Genomic DNA, 17611 nt, shown 5'->3' with positions numbered 1-17611 from the left:
TGTGTCAACGCCATGAATTCGCGTCCTTCGCACCCGGTGGGTGCCGACCTCGAGCACCTGGCGTCGCACGTGGGCGCCACGCTCGTGCCGCGGGAGGGCGACCTGCGCGTATCGGGCGTCACGCTGCGCAGCGGGGCCGCCCGCCCCGGTGACCTCTTTGCGGCACTGCCAGGCGCATCCGCGCACGGCGCCCGGTTCGTCGACGACGCGCTGGCCCGCGGCGCGGTCGCCGTGCTGACCGATCGGGACGGCGCAGCTCAACTCCAGGGCGTCGGCGTCCCGCTGCTGGTCCACGACAGCCCGCGCTCGGTGCTCGGCGAGGTCGCTGCCACCGTGTACGGCCACCCGTCGGAGCGGCTGCGCGTCGTCGGGGTGACGGGAACGTCGGGCAAGACCACGACGACCTACCTGGTCGAGGCCGGGCTGCGGGCCGCAGGCCGGGTCGCGGGTCTGATCGGGACCGTCGGCATCCGGATCGACGGCGTCGACGAGCCGAGTGCGTTGACCACCCCCGAGGCGCCCGACCTGCAGGCCCTGCTCGCGGTGATGCTCGAGCGGGGCGTCGACACCGTCGTCATGGAGGTCTCCAGCCACGCGCTGACCCTTGGCCGCGTCGACGCGGTGCACTTCGCGGTCGGCGGCTTCACCAACCTGTCCCGCGACCACCTCGACTTCCACTCCACGATGGAGGACTACCTGAACGCCAAGGCCCGGCTCTTCGACCCCGAATCCGCCACCCACGCAGACGTTTCCGTGGTGTGCATCGATGACGACGCGGGCCGCGTCATCGCCGGGCGGGCGAAGAACCCGATCACGGTCGGCATCGACGGGGCCGCCGACTGGCGTGCCGAGTCGATCCGGCCAGTGGGGCACGGCGGCCAGGAGTTCGTCGCCGTCGACCCGGCCGGCGTCCACCATGGCCTGCGGATCGGGTTGCCCGGCCGCTACAACGTCGCGAACTGTCTGCTCGCGACCGCGCTGCTCGACGCGGTCGACGTGTCGCCGGACCAGGCGGCGCCGGGACTGCGCAACGCAGCCGTGCCCGGTCGGCTGGAACCCATCGACCGCGGTCAGGACTTCCTCGCCGTGGTGGACTACGCCCACAAGCCCGGTGCGCTGCAGGCGGTGCTCGAGACGCTGCGCCAGCAGGTTCGCGGCGGGCAGGAGCGCAGCGACACGGGGGATTGCACAGGCAGAGTCGCGGTGGTCTTCGGTGCGGGCGGCAACCGCGATGCCGGCAAGCGCGATCCGATGGGCCGGGTGGCGGCCGAACTGGCCGACCTCGTCGTCGTGACCGACGACAACCCGCGCGATGAGGACCCGGCGACCATCCGGGCCACGATCGTCTCGGCCGCGCGTGCGGCCGCGGGCCCCGGGACCGACGTTGTCGAGCTGGGTGACCGCCGGGCGGCGATCGACCATGCCGTCGCATGGGCACGCGCCGGAGACGCGGTTCTGGTCGCCGGCAAGGGGCACGAGGCCGGGCAGACCGCGGCCGGCGTGACGAAGCCGTTCGACGATCGCGACGAACTCGCCGGCGCGCTCGAGTCGATCGGAGTACGGCCGTGATCGAGCTGACCGTCGCGGAGATCGCCGACATCGTGGGTGGGGAACTCGCCGACGTGTCGCCTGACGAGGCCCGCCGCCTGCGAATCACGGGCACCGTCGAATTCGACTCGCGCGCCGTCGCACCGGGCGGGCTGTTCCTCGCGCTGCCCGGAGCGCGCGCCGACGGCCACGACTTCGCCGCGGGTGCGGTGGCTGCCGGTGCGGTGGCGGTGCTCGCCGCGCGCCCCGTCGGCGTGCCCGCGATCGTGGTCCGGCCCAGCGCGGCATCGGGGGATCCGGACTCCGGGGTCCTGGAACACGACACCGATGGCTCGGGTGCCGCGGTGCTCGGTGCCCTGGGCAGGCTCGCGGCCGCCGTCGCCGCCAGGCTCGTCGAGGGCGGCTTGACGATCATCGGCGTGACGGGGTCCTCGGGCAAGACGTCGACCAAGGACCTGCTGGCCGCCGTGCTCGAGCCGCTCGGGCAGGTGGTCGCCCCGCCGGGGTCGTTCAACAACGAACTCGGCCATCCGTGGACGGTGCTGCGCGCCACCACCGACACCGACTACCTGATTCTCGAGATGTCGGCGCGCCATCCCGGCAACATCGCCGCACTGGCCGCGATCGCACCGCCGTCGATCGCCGTGGTGCTGAACGTTGGCACCGCGCACCTCGGCGAGTTCGGCTCGCGCGAGGCGATTGCGGCGACGAAATCGGAACTGCCACAGGCGGTTCCGGCGTCTGGCGTGGTCATCCTCAACGCCGACGACAAGGCGGTGGCCGCGATGGCCGACGTCACGCCCGCCCGCGTGGTGCGTATCGCCCGTCAGCCCGGCGCGGATCTGTGGGCCGACGACGTCGTGCTCGACGACCTGGCCCGACCGCGGTTCACGATGCACTCCGCCGCCGGGTCGGTGCCCGTGCGTCTCGCCGTCCACGGTGACCATCAGGTGTCCAACGCGCTGTGCGCCGCGGCGGTCGCGCTGGAGTGCGGGGCCGACCTCGAGCAGGTTGCGGCGGCGCTCGCGGGTGCGGGCCCGGTGTCGCAGCGCCGCATGCAGGTGACCACCCGCCCCGACGGCGTGACGATCGTCAACGACGCCTACAACGCGAACCCGGACTCGATGCGCGCCGGTCTCAAGGCGCTGGCCTGGATGGCGAAGTCGGGTGCGGACGGGGGAGGCGAGCGGCGCCGGAGCTGGGCCGTGCTCGGCGAGATGGCCGAACTCGGTGACGACGCGATCGGCGAACATGACAGCATCGGACGACTGGCCGTGCGGTTGGATGTGTCACGACTCGTCGTCGTGGGAACCGGGAGATCGATGAGCGCCATGCATCACGGGGCCGTCATGGAGGGATCGTGGGGCAGTGAGTCGGTCATGGTCGACGACGCCGATTCCGCGCTCGAGCTGCTGCGCGACGAGTTGCGCGAGGGTGACGTGGTGCTGGTGAAGGCCTCCAACTCCGCGGGCCTTGGCGTGCTGGCCGATGCGCTGGCGAGCGACGGGGGAATTGGCACCGCATGAGGCAGATCCTGATCGCCGTCGGCATCGCGCTGGCGGTGTCGATCCTCTTGACGCCCGTGCTGATCCGGTTGTTCACGCGGCAGGGCTTCGGCCACGAGATCCGCGAGGACGGCCCGCCGAGCCACCACAAGAAGCGCGGCACGCCGTCGATGGGTGGCGTCGCCATCCTCGCGGGCATCTGGGCGGGCTACCTGGGAACGCACCTGGTCGGGCTCGCGCTCGACGGACGGGGCCCGTCGGCGTCGGGCATGCTCGTCCTCGGTCTGGCCACGGCGCTGGGTGCGGTGGGCTTTCTCGACGACCTGATCAAGATCCGGCGCTCGCGCAACCTCGGCCTGAACAAGACCGCCAAGACCGTCGGCCAGCTGGTCGCGGCGGTGCTGTTCGGCGTGCTCTGCCTGCAGTTCCGCAACGCCGACGGCGTGACGCCCGGCAGCCCCGAACTCTCGTACGTTCGCGAGATCGCAACCGTGACGCTGGCCCCGGCGCTGTTCGTGCTGTTCGTGGTGGTCCTGGTCAGTGCGTGGTCGAATGCCGTGAACTTCACCGACGGGCTCGATGGTCTGGCGGCCGGCGCGATGGCGATGGTCACCGCGGCCTACGTGATCATCACCTTCTGGCAGTTCCGCAACGCGTGCGCCACCAGCCCCGGGCTGGGTTGCTACAACGTGCGCGATCCGCTGGACCTGGCGCTGGTGGCGGCGGCAACCGCGGGCGCGTGCATCGGATTCCTCTGGTGGAACGCCGCGCCCGCCAAGATCTTCATGGGTGACACGGGGTCGCTGGCGCTGGGCGGCATCATCGCCGGGCTGTCGGTCACCAGCCGTACCGAGACGCTCGCGATCGTGCTGGGCGCGCTGTTCGTCGCGGAGGTGACGTCGGTGGTCGTGCAGATCCTGGCCTTCCGCACGACCGGGCGCCGGGTGTTCCGGATGGCACCGTTCCACCATCACTTCGAGCTGGTCGGGTGGGCAGAGACCACGGTCATCATCCGGTTCTGGCTGCTCACCGCGATTGCGTGCGGTCTGGGCGTCGCGCTGTTCTACAGCGAATGGCTGACTGCCGTCGGGGGCTGACCGCAGCGAACCGGACCCGCTTTCGCGACACGCGCCGGATGTCCGACCCAACGAGCGTGTGACAGGGGAGGATTTTGGGGTGCTTGCGACAGATGAGTCATGTGATGCAGGTGTGACTCGAGTCGCACGGCCGACGGGGTGGTCGTGACAGCTCTCCTGACCCGGCTGAAGCTGCGCCGGACGCCGGATGCGACCGCCAACGCGGGCAGCGTCACCGCGCGGGCCGAATCGGCTCCGCAGGCGCCGCGGACTCGGTTCGGCGCCTGGCTGGAACGACCCATGACGTCGTTTCACCTGATCATCGCGGTGGCGGCCCTGCTGGTCACGCTCGGGCTGATCATGGTGCTGTCCGCGTCCGGGGTGCACTCCTACGACGAGGACGGCACGCCGTGGGCGATCTTCGGCAAGCAGGTGCTGTGGACGTGCGTCGGCCTCGTCGCGTTCTACATCGCACTCCGGATGCCGATCAGCTTGATGCGGCGACTGGCCTTCCCGGGCTTCGTCTTCACGATCATCCTGCTGATTCTGGTGCTCATTCCCGGCATCGGTACGTTGTCGAACGGCTCCCGCGGGTGGTTCGTCGTCGCGGGTTTCTCGATGCAACCGTCGGAGCTGGCGAAGATTGCGTTCGCGATCTGGGGCGCACACCTGCTGGCCAGTCGTCGCATGGAACGCGCGTCGCTCAAGGAGATGCTGTTCCCGCTGGTGCCCGGCGCCGTGCTCGCGCTGCTGCTGATCGTGCTGCAGCCCGACCTCGGGCAGACGGTGTCGCTGGGCATCATCCTGCTCGGCCTGCTCTGGTACGCGGGCCTGCCGCTGCGGGTGTTCCTGAGTTCGCTCGGCGCGGTCGTCGTCGCGGCAGGAGTCCTGGCGATGTCGGCCGGCTACCGATCGGCGCGCGTGCAGTCGTGGCTGAATCCCACCGCGGACGGCCAGGGCGCCGGTTACCAGTCACGGCAGGCGCGGTTCGCGCTGGCCAACGGTGGCTTCTTCGGTGACGGCCTCGGGCAGGGCACCGCGAAGTGGAACTACCTGCCCAACGCCCACAACGACTTCATCTTCGCCATCATCGGCGAGGAACTCGGCTTCGTCGGCGCGGGCGGCCTGCTGCTGCTGTTCGGCCTGTTCGCCTACACCGGCATGCGCATCGCCCGCCGCTCGGCCGACCCCTTCCTGCGCCTGCTCACCGCGACGACCACCCTGTGGGTCCTCGGGCAGGCGTTCATCAACATCGGCTACGTCGTCGGCCTGCTCCCGGTCACCGGTCTGCAGCTGCCACTGATCTCAGCGGGCGGCACATCGACGGCCACGACGCTGTTCATGATCGGCTTCATCGCCAACGCCGCGCGACACGAACCCGAGGCGTGTGCTGCGTTGCGGGCCGGCCGCGACGACCGGATGAACCGGATGCTGCGGCTGCCGTTGCCCGAGCCGTACGTGCCCAGCCGCATCGAGGCGGTCCGCGACCGCCTGCGCACGAAGCCGAAGCCGCCCAAGGCGCCAGCGAAGCGCGTGGCCAAGGCACAGCCGAAGGTCAAGCCGAAGTCCGCCAAGGCCGCCAAGGCAGCGAAGGCGAAGGCGAGGGCGGGCACGCGGGACAAGCCGGCTCGCGACGACCGCAGACGAACCGCGCAGGCGGCTGACCGACGCGACGGCGGCGCAGTGCATAGTGGAGGCCGTCAACGCCAACCGAGCCGTCGGGCTCGCCCATTGGAAGGCCAGCGTTACGGGTGAACGGACCCGCCACTCCCGGCCCCCGGGAGCAGTCCGCGACAGCGCGGATGGACGGTAGCGACCGGGGGATATCAGTCGTGCTCGCCGGTGGCGGCACCGCGGGACACATCGAACCCGCGATGGCCGTCGCCGACGCCCTGGTCGCGCTGGACCCCGACGTCAGGATCACGGCGCTGGGCACTCACCGCGGTCTCGAGACCAAGCTCGTCCCCGAGCGCGGCTTTGACCTGCGGCTGATCACCCCGGTGCCGTTCCCGCGCAAGCCGACCGGTGATCTGCTGCGCCTGCCACTGCGCGTGCAACAGGCCGTCCGCGAGACCCGCGCCGTGCTCGACGGTGTCGGCGCCGACGTGGTGATCGGCTTCGGCGGCTACGTCGCACTGCCCGCCTACCTGGCCGCCCGCCGCGGCTCCGGCGCTCGAGGCGGCCGTCGCCGCGCCGTCCCCGTCGTCATCCACGAGGCGAACGCGACCGCGGGCTGGGCCAACCGGGTGGGCGCACGGACCGCGCGGCGGGTGCTCTCGGCCGTTCCCGATCCGGGGCTGGGCCGCGTCGAGGTGGTCGGGGTGCCGGTCCGTCATGCGATCACCACGCTCGACCGCGCCGCGTTGCGCAGCGAGGCCCGCGCGCACTTCGGATTCTCCGACGACGACCGGGTGCTGCTGGTGTTCGGCGGGTCCCAGGGCGCCCAGTCGATCAACCGGGCGGTCTCTGGTGCGGCCGAAGCCCTTGCCGCAGCCGGGATTTCGGTGCTGCACGCCCACGGGCCCAAGAACGTGCTCGACCTCGCACCGTCCGCGCCGGGCACCCCGCCGTACGTGGCGGTCCCGTACCTGAGCCGAATGGACCTGGCGTATGCCGCTGCCGACCTGGCGATCTGCCGGTCCGGCGCGATGACCGTGGCCGAGGTGAGCGCCGTCGGGCTGCCCGCCATCTACGTCCCGCTGCCGATCGGTAACGGCGAGCAGCGGCTCAACGCCCTGCCGGTGGTCGAGGCGGGCGGCGGGCTGGTGGTCGACGACGCCGACCTGACCCCGGCGTTCGTCGCCTCCACGGTCTCCGGCCTGATGTCCGACGACCAGCGGCTGGCCGCGATGACGTCGGCGGCCGCGCTGGCCGGGCACCGGGACGCCGCGCAGCGCGTGGCCGAGGTCGCGCTGGCGATTGCGCGCGAGACCAGGGCGGCCGCGCGGTGACCGCCCGGGAGCTACCTCCGGAGTTGCGGCGCGTGCACATGGTCGGCATCGGCGGCGCGGGCATGTCGGGCATCGCGCGGATCCTGTTGGACCGCGGTGGCCAGGTGTCGGGTTCGGACGCCAAGGAGTCGCGGGGTCTGGCCGCGCTGCGGGCCAGGGGAGCGCTGGTCCGGGTGGGTCACGACGCGGCTGCGCTCGACATGCTCGAAGGCGGGCCGACCGCGCTGGTCAGCACGCACGCGGCGATCCCCAAGGACAATCCCGAACTCGTCGAGGCTCGGCGCCGCGGTATCCCGGTGATCATGCGGCCCGCGGTGCTGGCCCGGCTGATGGACGGCTACACCACGGTCCTGGTCAGCGGCACGCACGGCAAGACCACCACGACGTCGATGGTGATCGTGGCGTTGCAGCGCGGCGGGTTCGATCCGTCGTTCGCGGTGGGCGGCGATCTCGGTCAGGCCGGCACCAACGCCCATCACGGCAGCGGGGACGTCTTCGTCGCCGAGGCCGACGAGAGCGATGGTTCCCTGCTGCAGTACGCCCCCGACGTGGCCGTCGTGACCAACGTCGAGGCCGACCACCTCGACTTCTTCGGCACCGAGGAGGCGTACTCCCGGGTGTTCGACGACTTCGTCGCGCGCATCGTTCCCGGCGGCGTGCTGGTGGCCTGCGCCGACGACCCTGGCGCCGCCGCGCTGGCCGAACGGTCCCGTGCGCTCGGCGTGCGGGTGCTGACCTACGGCAGCGCCGGATCCGATCTCGCCGCCACGCTGCTGGACTGGACGCAGCAGGGGACCGGTGGCGTCGCGACGATCCAGCTGGCCGGCGAGGCTCAGCCGCGCGGCATGCGGCTCGCGGTGCCCGGCAGGCACATGGCCCTGAACGCGCTCGGCGCACTGCTCGCCGCGCGGGAGGCCGGGGCCGCCGTCGGGACCGTGCTCGACGGTCTGGCCGGGTTCGAGGGCGTCCGGCGCCGCTTCGAGGCCGTGGGCACCGCCGCGGGGGTCCGCGTCTTCGACGACTACGCGCACCATCCCACCGAGGTGCGCGCGACGCTCGACGCCGTGCGCGCCGTTGTGGGCGACGCGCGGTCGATCGTCGTGTTCCAGCCGCACCTGTACTCGCGGACCGAGGCGTTCGCCCGCGAGTTCGGCGAGGCGCTGAGCCTTGCCGACGAGGTCTTCGTGCTGGACGTCTACGCCGCGCGGGAGCAACCGCTGCCCGGCGTGAGCGGCGCGACGGTCGCCGAACACACCGCTGTGAAGACGCATTACGTGCCGGACTTCTCCGCGGTCGCCGAGCGCGTCGCCGGTGTGTCGCGGCCCGGCGACGTCGTGGTGACGATGGGCGCGGGCGACGTCACCCTGCTCGGGCAGGAGATCCTGGCGGCGCTCACCGACCGGGCCCGGCAGCCGTGACCGGTCCCGACGACCAGGCGTCCGAGGTACCCGAGCCGGCCCCCGCCGACGAGCCCGAACCGCCCGCGCCCGACGCGGACGACGGCGACGACTTCGAAGGGCCGCGCCGCCGGGCGCGCAGGGAGCGCGAGGAGCGCCGTGCCGCCCAGGACAGGGCGACCGCGATCGAGAACGCGCGCCGCGAGGCGAAGCGCCGGGTCGAGGGCAAGCCGCCCGAGCAGGCCAAGCGTCCCGCCAGGGGGCTGATCCGCGGATTGAAGGCACTGCTGTGGTCGGCGCTGGTGAGCGTCATCGCCGTCGGCCTCGGGCTGCTGCTGTACTTCACGCCGATCATGGCGGCCAGGTCGACGGTGATCGTCGGGCTGAACACGATCTCCCAGGAGGAGATCCTGCAGGCCGCCGCCGTCGTGCCCGACACCCCACTGCTGCAGATCGACACCGACGCGGTGGCCGAACGAGTCGCCACCATCCGCAGGGTGGCCAGCGCGCGCGTGCAGCGCGAGTATCCGTCGACACTGCGAATCACGATCGTGGAGCGGGTGCCGGTCGCGGTCAAGGACTACCCCGACGGGCCGCACCTGTTCGATCGGGATGGCGTCGACTTCGCCACCGACACACCACCTCTCGGCCTGCCGTACCTCGATGCCGACAACCCTGGCCCCACCGACGCGCCGACCAAGGCCGCCCTGCAGGTGCTGCTCGCGCTGCGGCCGGAGGTCGCGGGGCAGGTCGGTCGCATCGCGGCGCCATCGGTGGCCTCGATCACGCTCACCCTGATCGACGGTCGCGAGGTCATCTGGGGGACCACCGACCGCACGGAGGAGAAGGCGCTCAAGCTCGGTGCGCTGCTGACTCAACCGGGCCGCACCTACGACGTGTCGAGTCCGGATCTGCCCACAGTCAAGTGACGTGTCGTGTCCCGCACCGGAAAAAGACGCGAAACACACGAACACGTCGGCGCGCCTGCGCGGTTCGTTCCCGAGTGAGCCCTACCGTTCTGTTCGTACGGCACTACTTGACATAACTCTAAGCCTGTGGTTGAGGTTGAGGGTTTGACTCGAGGGGTACCGACGGACATGTAGGCACATTCAGGAGGAAGGCGACCGCAATGACGCCCCCGCACAACTATCTCGCCGTCATCAAGGTGGTCGGCATCGGTGGCGGCGGCGTGAATGCCGTCAACCGCATGATCGAACAAGGCCTCAAGGGCGTCGAGTTCATCGCCATCAACACCGACGCCCAGGCGCTGTTGATGAGCGATGCCGACGTCAAGCTCGACGTCGGCCGCGACTCCACCAGGGGTCTCGGCGCCGGCGCCGACCCCGAGGTCGGACGCAAGGCCGCCGAGGACGCCAAGGACGACATCGAGGAGCTGCTCCGCGGCGCCGACATGGTGTTCGTCACCGCTGGCGAGGGTGGTGGCACCGGAACTGGCGGCGCACCCGTCGTCGCCACCATCGCGCGCAAACTCGGTGCGCTGACCGTCGGCGTCGTCACCCGGCCGTTCTCGTTCGAGGGCAAGCGGCGGTCCAACCAGGCGGAATCGGGTATCACCTCGCTGCGCGAGAGCTGCGACACGCTCATCGTGATCCCCAACGACCGCCTGCTGCAGATGGGCGACGCGGCCGTCTCGCTGATGGACGCCTTCCGCAGCGCCGACGAGGTCCTGCTGAACGGCGTGCAGGGCATCACCGACCTGATCACCACGCCCGGTCTGATCAACGTCGACTTCGCCGACGTCAAGGGCGTCATGAGCGGCGCGGGCACCGCCCTGATGGGCATCGGGTCCGCACGCGGCGACGGTCGGGCGCTCAAGGCCGCCGAGATCGCCATCAACTCACCACTTCTCGAGCAGTCCATGGAGGGTGCTCAAGGCGTGCTGCTGTCGGTGGCAGGCGGCAGCGACCTCGGCCTCTTCGAGATCAACGAGGCCGCGTCGCTGGTGCAGGACTCCGCGCACCAGGACGCGAACATCATCTTCGGAACCGTCATCGACGACTCGCTCGGCGACGAGGTCCGGGTCACGGTGATCGCGGCCGGATTCGACGCGGCGGGGCCCAGTCGCGCCCCGGTCACCGGCACCCCCGGCCAGCCAATCGCACCCGGCCGGGCGGGCAAGGTCACCTCGCCCTTCGTGGAGTCGACCGATCCCGCCGCCGTCCCGGTGCACACCAACGGGGCGACGGTCAGCATCGGTGGCGGTCGCGACGACGGCATCGCCGACGACGACGTCGACGTGCCGCCGTTCATGCGGCACTGAGCGCGCTCAGCTCGATCCCGGATACTGACACCGTGAGCCGCCGCGTCCGCCGTGTCACGACCACCCGCAGGGGTGGTGCGTCGAGGCCACCCTTCGACGCCTTCAACCTCGGCGACCACGTCGGTGACGACCCGGCCGCGGTCGCCCAGAACCGCCGACGTCTCGCCGCCGCGACGGGTCTCGGCGCCGACGGCGTCCGCTGGATGAACCAGGTGCACTCCGATCGTGTCGTGGAGGTGGACGGCCCGGGCCCCACGGTCGACGCCGCCGACGCGATGGTGACGACGACACCGCGGCTGGCCCTGGCCGTGGTGACCGCCGACTGCGTTCCGGTACTGCTCTCCGATGCGCGTGCCGGGGTCATCGGTGCGGCGCATGCGGGACGGGTCGGCGCGCAGAACGGCATCGTCGTGCGGACCGTCGAGGCGATGGTGCGCCGCGGTGCCCGCGCCGAGGACATCTCCGTGCTGCTCGGCCCAGCCGTCAGCGGCCGCAACTACGAGGTGCCCGAGGCGATGGCCGCCGAGGTGGAGGCAGCGCTTCCGGGTAGTCGCACCGTCACCGCGCGTGGTACGGCCGGGCTCGACCTGAGGGCCGGAATCGTCGGGCAGCTACGCGGATTGGGCATCTCGGCGGTCGACGTGGACCCGCGGTGCACGTTCGCCGACCGCAATCTGTACAGCCACCGCCGGGGTGCGCCAACCGGCAGGCTCGCGTCACTGGTGTGGATGGAATGACGGTGCGGCCGAGATGACCGGGGACCGCGAAGCCGAGTTGCGCGCCTCGCTCGAGGCATTGCGTGCCCGGGTCGGGGCTGCGGTTCGAGCCGCGGGCCGGGCCGAGGGCGACGTCGAACTGCTTCCGGTGACGAAGTTCTTTCCCGCCTCCGACGTGATCCTCCTGCGCGGGCTGGGGTGCGAAGCCTTCGGCGAGTCCCGGGAGCAGGAAGCGTCGAGGAAGGCCGCGGAGGTCGCCGAGCACGTCGCGGCCGACGGCACGCCGGGGGCCATCCGCTGGCACATGATCGGCCGCATCCAGCGCAACAAGGCCAAGGCCGTCGCGAGTTGGGCGTACGCCGCGCACTCCGTCGACGGCATCGCGCTGATCAGGGCGCTGGGACGAGGTGCGACCGAGGCGCTGGCCGACGGCCGGCGGCCCGAGCCGATGTTCGTCTACGTGCAGCTCAGTCTCGACGGTGACCCCGAGCGGGGCGGCGTCGACGTCGGCGACACCGCTCTGGTGGACGAGGTCTGCGCGGCGGCGAATTCGACTGAGGGACTTCGGTTCGCGGGACTGATGGCCATTCCGCCGCTGGGCGCAGCGGCCGAGGAGTCCTTCGTGCGTTTGGCCGCCGAGCGCGAACGGGTACAGGCGGATTACCAACAACGGCTCGGTTTGTCAGCAGGTATGTCGGGGGACCTCGAGACGGCGGTTCGACATGGGTCCACGTGTGTGCGTGTCGGAACCGCGCTCATGGGGCAACGCCCACTAACGTCACCGTGAGTAGTCACACCAGTCACAACGTCATCACAGACAACACACATCACAGTCTTCAGAAGGGTCCTGAGATGAGTACGCTGCACAAGGTCAAGGCTTACTTCGGTATGGCCCCGATGGACGACTACGAAGACGAGTACTACGAGGACGACGACCGTGCGTCGCGCCCGTACCCGCGTCGTAGCCGCGACGAGCGCTTCGAAGAGGATTCGTACGGCCGCATGGAGGGCCGCGGATACGAAGAGCGAGTCGGCGCAAGGGAATTCGAGCGCGAGTTCGGTCGCGAGATGGATCCCGTGCCTGCCGGTTACCGTGCCGGCGGCTACGTCGACGAGCCGGCCTTCCGTGGCGGCAGGCCGCAGTTCGACCGGCCGCGCTTCAACACCCTGCGCGGGGCCACCCGCGGAGCGGTCGCGATGGAGCCGCGCCGGATGGCGGAACTGTTCGAGGCGGGGAGCCCGTTGGCCAAGATCACGACCCTGCGTCCCAAGGACTACAGCGAAGCCCGCACGATCGGCGAGCGGTTCCGCGACGGCACCCCGGTGATCATGGATCTGGTGTCGATGGACAACGCCGACGCCAAGCGACTGGTGGACTTCGCCGCGGGCCTCGCGTTCGCACTTCGCGGCTCGTTCGACAAGGTGGCGACGAAGGTGTTCCTGCTGTCGCCCGCCGACGTCGACGTCAGCGCGGAGGAGCGCAGGCGCATCGCCGAGGCCGGCTTCTACTCCTACCAGTAGGCACCCGTGGCACCCCCGCGGGACGGGTAGGCTTGCGGACGAATCGTCGCGCGGTTGAACGTCGCGCGTACGTGCACCGTTTCCGCATCTTCCCGCTAGTGAGGTCGCCCAGTTGGCGCTGTTCTTCGAAATTCTGGGCTTTGCGCTGTTCGTGTTCTGGTTGTTGCTCATCGCCAGGGTCGTCGTCGAGTTCATCCGATCGTTCAGTCGAGACTGGCAACCCAAGGGGTTCACAGTGGTGGTCCTCGAGCTGATCCTGACCGTGACCGACCCTCCCGTGAAGCTGCTCCGCAGGCTGATTCCGCAGCTCACGATAGGTGCGATCCGCTTCGACCTGTCGATCATGGTGCTTCTGCTCGTAGCGTTCATCGGGATGCAACTGGCGTTCGGCGCAGCGGCCTGACCCCACCGGCAGGGGTCCGCGAGAGCGAGCGGTCGATCTCGGAAAGATTGAGTTTCGCTCTTAATTCCGGACCTCTCATGCAACCGCCGGGTCCCCTGTGACAGGATGGACGCCAGTTACTTCCACATGGCTCTACACTTTGAGACCGGTTGACGGTCCCGACTCCTAGGGGGCAGACGATGCCGCTCACACCCGCTGACGTTCACAACGTCGCGTTCAGTAAGCCACCCATCGGCAAGCGCGGCTACAACGAGGACGAAGTCGATGCCTTCCTCGATCTGGTCGAGAACGAGCTGAGCCGTCTCATCGAGGAGAACGCCGACCTGCGCCAGCGGGTCAGCGAGCTGGACTCCGAACTCGCGTCGGCACGCGCAGGCGGCGGATCGCAGCCCGCGCAGGCCGCCCCGCAGTACCAGGCGCCGGAGCCGGAACCGGAGCCCGAGCCCGTCGCGGCCCCCGCGCCGGTCTACGAGGCGCCCCCCGCCGCGGCGCAGATGTCTGCACAGAGCGAGGAGTCGGCCATGCGTGCGGCTCGCGTGCTGGCGCTGGCCCAGGACACCGCGGATCGCCTGACCGGCACGGCCAAGGCCGAGTCCGACAAGCTGCTCTCCGACGCACGCGCCCAGGCCGACCTCATGGTCAGCGAGGCCCGTCAGACCGCCGAGACCACCGTGTCCGAGGCCAAGCAGCGCGCGGATGCACTGCTGCTCGACGCCCAGACCCGGTCGGAGTCGCAGTTGCGTCAGGCGCAGGAGAAGGCCGACGCCCTGCAGGCCGACGCCGAGCGCAAGCACTCGGAGATCATGGGCACGATCAACCAGCAGCGCACGGTCCTCGAAGGCCGGCTCGAGCAGCTGCGGACGTTCGAGCGCGAATACCGCACCCGCCTCAAGACCTACCTGGAATCGCAGCTGGAGGAACTCGGCCAGCGCGGCTCCGCGGCACCGGTCGACTCGACCGCCAACAACGACGGCGGCGGGTTCAACCAGTTCAACCGAGGCAACAACTAGCTGATCGGCTGAACCCTTGCTCATCGTTGCGCTCGTCCTCGCCATCATCGGCTTGGCGGCACTGGTCACCGCCGTCGTCACCAGCAACGAGCTGATCGCCTGGGTGTGCATCGGCGCCAGCGTGATCGGCGTGTTGCTGCTGATCGTCGACGCGCTGCGGGATCGTTCGCGTGACTCGGACGACGCTCGTAGCGACGACGCCGTCGACGACGCGGCCGAGGACTACCCGGACGACGCCACGACGCAGATCCCGACCTACGCCGACGGCGACACCGACTCCGACACCTCGACCGTCGCGCACGAGTCCCACGCCGACGTCGACGACGAGCCCACGGAACTGGCCCCGGCCGTCGACGACCGCACCGAGGTGACGCCCGTCATCGACGATCCTGCCGTCAGCGACGAGCCCACCACGCGCGACGAGGCCGTCAAGCGCGACTAGCTCGCAGTCGCGAGAGCCTCGCGCACCTCGTCGTCGTCGACCTGATGGAAGTCGGCGTACACCTGGCCGACGGCACGGAATCGGTCGGGCACCACTGCGCAGACCACGTCGTCCGCGATCGACCGCATGTCCCGGCACACCGCACGCGGGCCGACTGGGACGGCCACCACGACCGACGCCGGTTCGAGCGACCGGACGGCCGCGACGGCGGCCTTCATGCTGGCCCCGGTCGCGATGCCGTCGTCGACGAGCATGGCGACCCGACCGCGCAGGTCCATCGGCTCGCGGCCGCTGCGGTACGCCGATTCCCGGCGTTGTAGCTCGGCCGACTCCCGTGCGATCGCCTCGTCCAGTGCGGCCGACGAGATGTGCAGGCTCTCGATCAGCGGCTCGTTGAGGACCACGCCGCCGCCGCTGGCGATCGCGCCCATCGCCAACTCGGACCACTGGGGCACGCCGAGCTTGCGCACCAGGAACACCTCCAGCGGCGCCCGCAGCGCAATCGCGACCTCCCGCCCGACGGGGACGCCGCCGCGGGCCAGTCCGAGCACCACCACGTCGGATCGGGAGCCATAGGCCGTCAGGTGCCGTGCCAGGACCCGGCCGGCCTCCCGGCGGTCCTGGAACGTCCGATTCTTATGCGCGTTCGCGATGTCAGCAGCGTATGCCGCGATAGCGCCATCCGACCGGCGCTCGGCAACGAAGATCAACACGTGGGCATCGAATTCGAGAGCGTGGTCGACCATCCCCTGGACGAGGTCTTCGCCTGGCACACCAGGCAGGGCGCGATGCGGCGGCTGGTGCCGCCGTGGCAGCCGATGAAGGTGGTGGCGGAGACGGAGTCGTTGGCCGACGGCAGGGCGATCCTCGGCCTGCCTGGCGGGCTGCGCTGGATCGCTCAGCACGACCCGGCCCAGTACGACCCGCCGCACCGCTTCGTCGACGTGCTGTCGTCGGACGGCTTGCGCTCGCTGCCGCCGCGGGCCATCGGCTGGTGGCGCCACACCCACGACTTCGCCGAGGGCCCCACCTCGGGCTCCACCCGGGTGCACGACCACGTCGACACCACCGTTCCTGGCGTCGGGCTGCGCTCCACGTTCGTCTATCGCCACCGGCAGCTCGCCGACGACCTGGCCGCCCACCGCGACGCCGAACTCGCGGGCGCCGGGTCGATGACGGTCGCGGTCACCGGATCGTCGGGGCTGGTGGGAACCGCGCTGTGCGCACTGCTCAGCACCGGAGGACATCGCGTCGTCCGGTTGGTGCGCGGCGCACCGGGAGCCGGGCAGCGGCATTGGGATCCGCTGGCACCGGCCGCCGACCTGCTCGCCGGTGTCGACGCGGTGATCCACCTGGCGGGCGAATCGATCGCGGGCCGGTTCACCGATGCCCACCGGGCCGCCATCGTCGACAGTCGCATCGAACCCACCCGCAGGCTCGCCGAGGTGGCCGCACGCACCGTCGACGGGCCGCGCACCTTCGTCAGTGCCTCGGCGATCGGCTTCTACGGCTACGACCGGGGCGACGTGTCGCTCACCGAAGACGCCGGTCGCGGCGACGGGTTCCTGGCCGACGTGGTCTCCGACTGGGAGGCCGCCACCGCTCCTGCCGCCGACGGCGGCATGCGCGTCGTGACGGTGCGGACCGGCATCGTGCAGTCGGCCGAGGGGGGCACGCTGAAGCTCCTGCGACCGCTGTTCGCGGCGGGACTGGGCGGCAGGCTGGGCAGCGGCCGGCAGTGGCTGTCCTGGATCGGCCTCGACGACCTGCTCGACGTGTACTACCGCGCGCTCTACGACGACCGGCTCTCCGGCGCGGTCAATGCCGTGGCGCCCAACCCCGTTCGCAACGACGAGTACACCCGGGCGCTGGCCAAGGTGATGCACCGGCCGGCGATCCTGCCCGTACCCGGTTTCGGTCCCCGGCTGCTCCTCGGCGAACAGGGGGCCCGCGAACTGGCCGAGGCGAGCCAGCGCGTCCTGCCGGCCAAGCTGGCGGCCGTCGGTCACCGCTTCCGCCAGCCCGAGGTGGCCGACGCGCTGTCACATCAGCTGGGGCACGGCTGACGCGCGACACGGGCGAGGAAGCCGCGGACCAGGGCGTGCAGTCGCCGGTCGGCGTCGGACTGCAGCCGCGCCGTCTGGTCGTATAGGGCGTCCGCGTCGATGCCGAGCGCGGCGGCCTCCGCGCCGTCGTTGGCCAGCCAGGCCTGCAGCAGCGGACCGTCGAGTTCGGGGTGGAACTGCAGGCCGAGCGTGTGGCCGATGGTGAAAGCTTGTGTGGCGCGGTCGTTTCGGGCCAGGACGGTGGATCCCGCCGGTGCGCTGAAGCGGTCGAAGTGCCATTGGAACCAGGGCCCGCCTGGCACCACGTCCGGTGCGTCGGTGTCCACCGGGCACCACCCGATCTCGGGCTCGGACGAGCGCGCCACGGTGCCGCCGTGCGCCCGCGCGGCCACCTGTCCGCCGAAGCACACGCCCAGCACGCCGACACCGGCTGCGTCGGCGTCGCGGATCATGGTCATCTCGTCGGCGATCCAGGGCAGCGCCTCGTCGTAGGCGGCCCACCGCGCGCCGAGGGGAACGATCACCTCGTAGGCCAGCGGGTCGGGGAACTCGACGGTCAGCCCGGGGGTGTCCACCGCGTCGGCGGGCACCACCTCGAATATCGCGGTGTCGTAGCCGAGGTCGGTGAAGACGTCGCCCAGCAGGGCGGGCGGTGCGACGGGGTCGTTGACGACGAAGAGGACTCTTGGTGCCAC

General features: G+C 70.8%; 17 protein-coding genes. 15 read left to right on the top strand and 2 right to left on the bottom strand.

What is annotated here, in order from left to right; translation table 11 throughout:
* The first annotated feature begins 12 nt into the window (after window positions 1–12).
* The 14 genes from LOK44_RS03090 to LOK44_RS03025 all read left to right on the top strand — a co-directional run bounded on the left by LOK44_RS03090 (window position 13) and on the right by LOK44_RS03025 (window position 14850).
* On the top strand, window positions 13–1569 hold the full coding sequence (locus LOK44_RS03090; RefSeq protein ID WP_237568589.1) for a UDP-N-acetylmuramoyl-L-alanyl-D-glutamate--2,6-diaminopimelate ligase: 1557 nt from the start codon (window positions 13–15) through the stop codon (window positions 1567–1569).
* Window positions 1566–3074, top strand: coding sequence for a UDP-N-acetylmuramoyl-tripeptide--D-alanyl-D-alanine ligase (locus tag LOK44_RS03085; protein WP_237568588.1), 1509 nt, complete (start codon window positions 1566–1568; stop codon window positions 3072–3074). Before LOK44_RS03090 ends, LOK44_RS03085 begins: the two co-directional genes overlap by 4 nt.
* A complete protein-coding gene (gene mraY, locus LOK44_RS03080) occupies window positions 3071–4150 on the top strand; it encodes a phospho-N-acetylmuramoyl-pentapeptide-transferase (RefSeq protein WP_237568587.1) in 1080 nt (359 codons plus the stop codon). The genes LOK44_RS03085 and mraY overlap by 4 nt, the downstream gene beginning before the upstream one ends.
* A 144-nt stretch (window positions 4151–4294) precedes the next feature.
* A complete protein-coding gene (gene ftsW / locus LOK44_RS03075; protein WP_237568586.1) occupies window positions 4295–5884 on the top strand; it encodes a putative lipid II flippase FtsW in 1590 nt (529 codons plus the stop codon).
* Window positions 5885–5931: 47 nt separating this feature from the next.
* Window positions 5932–7080, top strand: a complete 1149-nt coding sequence (murG, locus tag LOK44_RS03070; protein ID WP_237568953.1) for an undecaprenyldiphospho-muramoylpentapeptide beta-N-acetylglucosaminyltransferase — start codon at window positions 5932–5934, stop codon at window positions 7078–7080.
* Entirely contained in the window at window positions 7077–8498 is a 1422-nt protein-coding gene (gene murC, locus LOK44_RS03065) for a UDP-N-acetylmuramate--L-alanine ligase (protein ID WP_237568585.1), read from the top strand. Before murG ends, murC begins: the two co-directional genes overlap by 4 nt.
* Window positions 8495–9406: a cell division protein FtsQ/DivIB gene (locus LOK44_RS03060; protein WP_237568584.1), complete on the top strand. Its 912-nt coding sequence runs from the start codon at window positions 8495–8497 to the stop codon at window positions 9404–9406. The genes murC and LOK44_RS03060 overlap by 4 nt, the downstream gene beginning before the upstream one ends.
* A gap of 200 nt (window positions 9407–9606) precedes the next feature.
* A complete protein-coding gene (gene ftsZ, locus LOK44_RS03055) occupies window positions 9607–10758 on the top strand; it encodes a cell division protein FtsZ (RefSeq protein ID WP_237568583.1) in 1152 nt (383 codons plus the stop codon).
* Between the two features lie 32 nt (window positions 10759–10790).
* Entirely contained in the window at window positions 10791–11495 is a 705-nt protein-coding gene (gene pgeF, locus LOK44_RS03050; protein WP_237568582.1) for a peptidoglycan editing factor PgeF, read from the top strand.
* Between the two features lie 13 nt (window positions 11496–11508).
* Window positions 11509–12261 carry a YggS family pyridoxal phosphate-dependent enzyme gene (locus LOK44_RS03045; protein WP_237568581.1) on the top strand — a complete coding sequence of 251 codons (753 nt, stop codon included), beginning with the start codon at window positions 11509–11511 and terminating at the stop codon, window positions 12259–12261.
* Window positions 12262–12326: 65 nt separating this feature from the next.
* The gene (locus LOK44_RS03040) at window positions 12327–12995 is read left to right on the top strand and encodes a cell division protein SepF (protein WP_237568580.1); all 669 of its coding nucleotides are present in this window, start codon (window positions 12327–12329) and stop codon (window positions 12993–12995) included.
* Between the two features lie 112 nt (window positions 12996–13107).
* Entirely contained in the window at window positions 13108–13398 is a 291-nt protein-coding gene (locus LOK44_RS03035; RefSeq protein ID WP_163924542.1) for a YggT family protein, read from the top strand.
* A gap of 179 nt (window positions 13399–13577) precedes the next feature.
* Entirely contained in the window at window positions 13578–14408 is an 831-nt protein-coding gene (wag31, locus tag LOK44_RS03030; RefSeq protein ID WP_163916965.1) for a DivIVA-like cell division protein Wag31, read from the top strand.
* 16 nt (window positions 14409–14424) lie between these two features.
* Complete coding sequence (locus LOK44_RS03025; RefSeq protein ID WP_237568579.1) at window positions 14425–14850, top strand: hypothetical protein; 426 nt, start codon at window positions 14425–14427, stop codon at window positions 14848–14850.
* Here the strand turns inward: LOK44_RS03025 and LOK44_RS03020 are convergent.
* The gene (locus tag LOK44_RS03020) at window positions 14847–15503 is read right to left on the bottom strand and encodes a phosphoribosyltransferase (RefSeq protein ID WP_237568952.1); all 657 of its coding nucleotides are present in this window, start codon (window positions 15501–15503) and stop codon (window positions 14847–14849) included. The genes LOK44_RS03025 and LOK44_RS03020 overlap by 4 nt on opposite strands.
* 60 nt (window positions 15504–15563) lie before the next feature.
* Here LOK44_RS03020 and LOK44_RS03015 point away from each other — a divergent pair, with 60 nt between their 5' ends.
* Complete coding sequence (locus tag LOK44_RS03015) at window positions 15564–16916, top strand: TIGR01777 family oxidoreductase (RefSeq protein ID WP_237568578.1); 1353 nt, start codon at window positions 15564–15566, stop codon at window positions 16914–16916.
* On the opposite strand, the gene LOK44_RS03010 is transcribed toward LOK44_RS03015, so the two are convergent.
* Entirely contained in the window at window positions 16898–17611 is a 714-nt protein-coding gene (locus LOK44_RS03010) for a type 1 glutamine amidotransferase (protein ID WP_237568577.1), read from the bottom strand. The genes LOK44_RS03015 and LOK44_RS03010 overlap by 19 nt on opposite strands.

The sequence above is a fragment of the Mycolicibacterium lacusdiani genome, from assembly GCF_021916785.1.
Taxonomy (GTDB): Bacteria; Actinomycetota; Actinomycetes; order Mycobacteriales; family Mycobacteriaceae; genus Mycobacterium; species Mycobacterium lacusdiani.
This window is presented reverse-complemented; position numbering and strand designations above follow the sequence as displayed.

Coding starts and splice junctions, on each gene's coding strand:
- LOK44_RS03090 (WP_237568589.1), top strand. CDS start 13: ATGAATTCGCGTCCTTCGCACCCGGTGGGTGCCGACCTCGAGCACCTG.
- mraY (WP_237568587.1), top strand. CDS start 3,071: ATGAGGCAGATCCTGATCGCCGTCGGCATCGCGCTGGCGGTGTCGATC.
- murG (WP_237568953.1), top strand. CDS start 5,932: ATGGACGGTAGCGACCGGGGGATATCAGTCGTGCTCGCCGGTGGCGGC.
- ftsZ (WP_237568583.1), top strand. CDS start 9,607: ATGACGCCCCCGCACAACTATCTCGCCGTCATCAAGGTGGTCGGCATC.
- LOK44_RS03045 (WP_237568581.1), top strand. CDS start 11,509: ATGACCGGGGACCGCGAAGCCGAGTTGCGCGCCTCGCTCGAGGCATTG.
- LOK44_RS03040 (WP_237568580.1), top strand. CDS start 12,327: ATGAGTACGCTGCACAAGGTCAAGGCTTACTTCGGTATGGCCCCGATG.
- wag31 (WP_163916965.1), top strand. CDS start 13,578: ATGCCGCTCACACCCGCTGACGTTCACAACGTCGCGTTCAGTAAGCCA.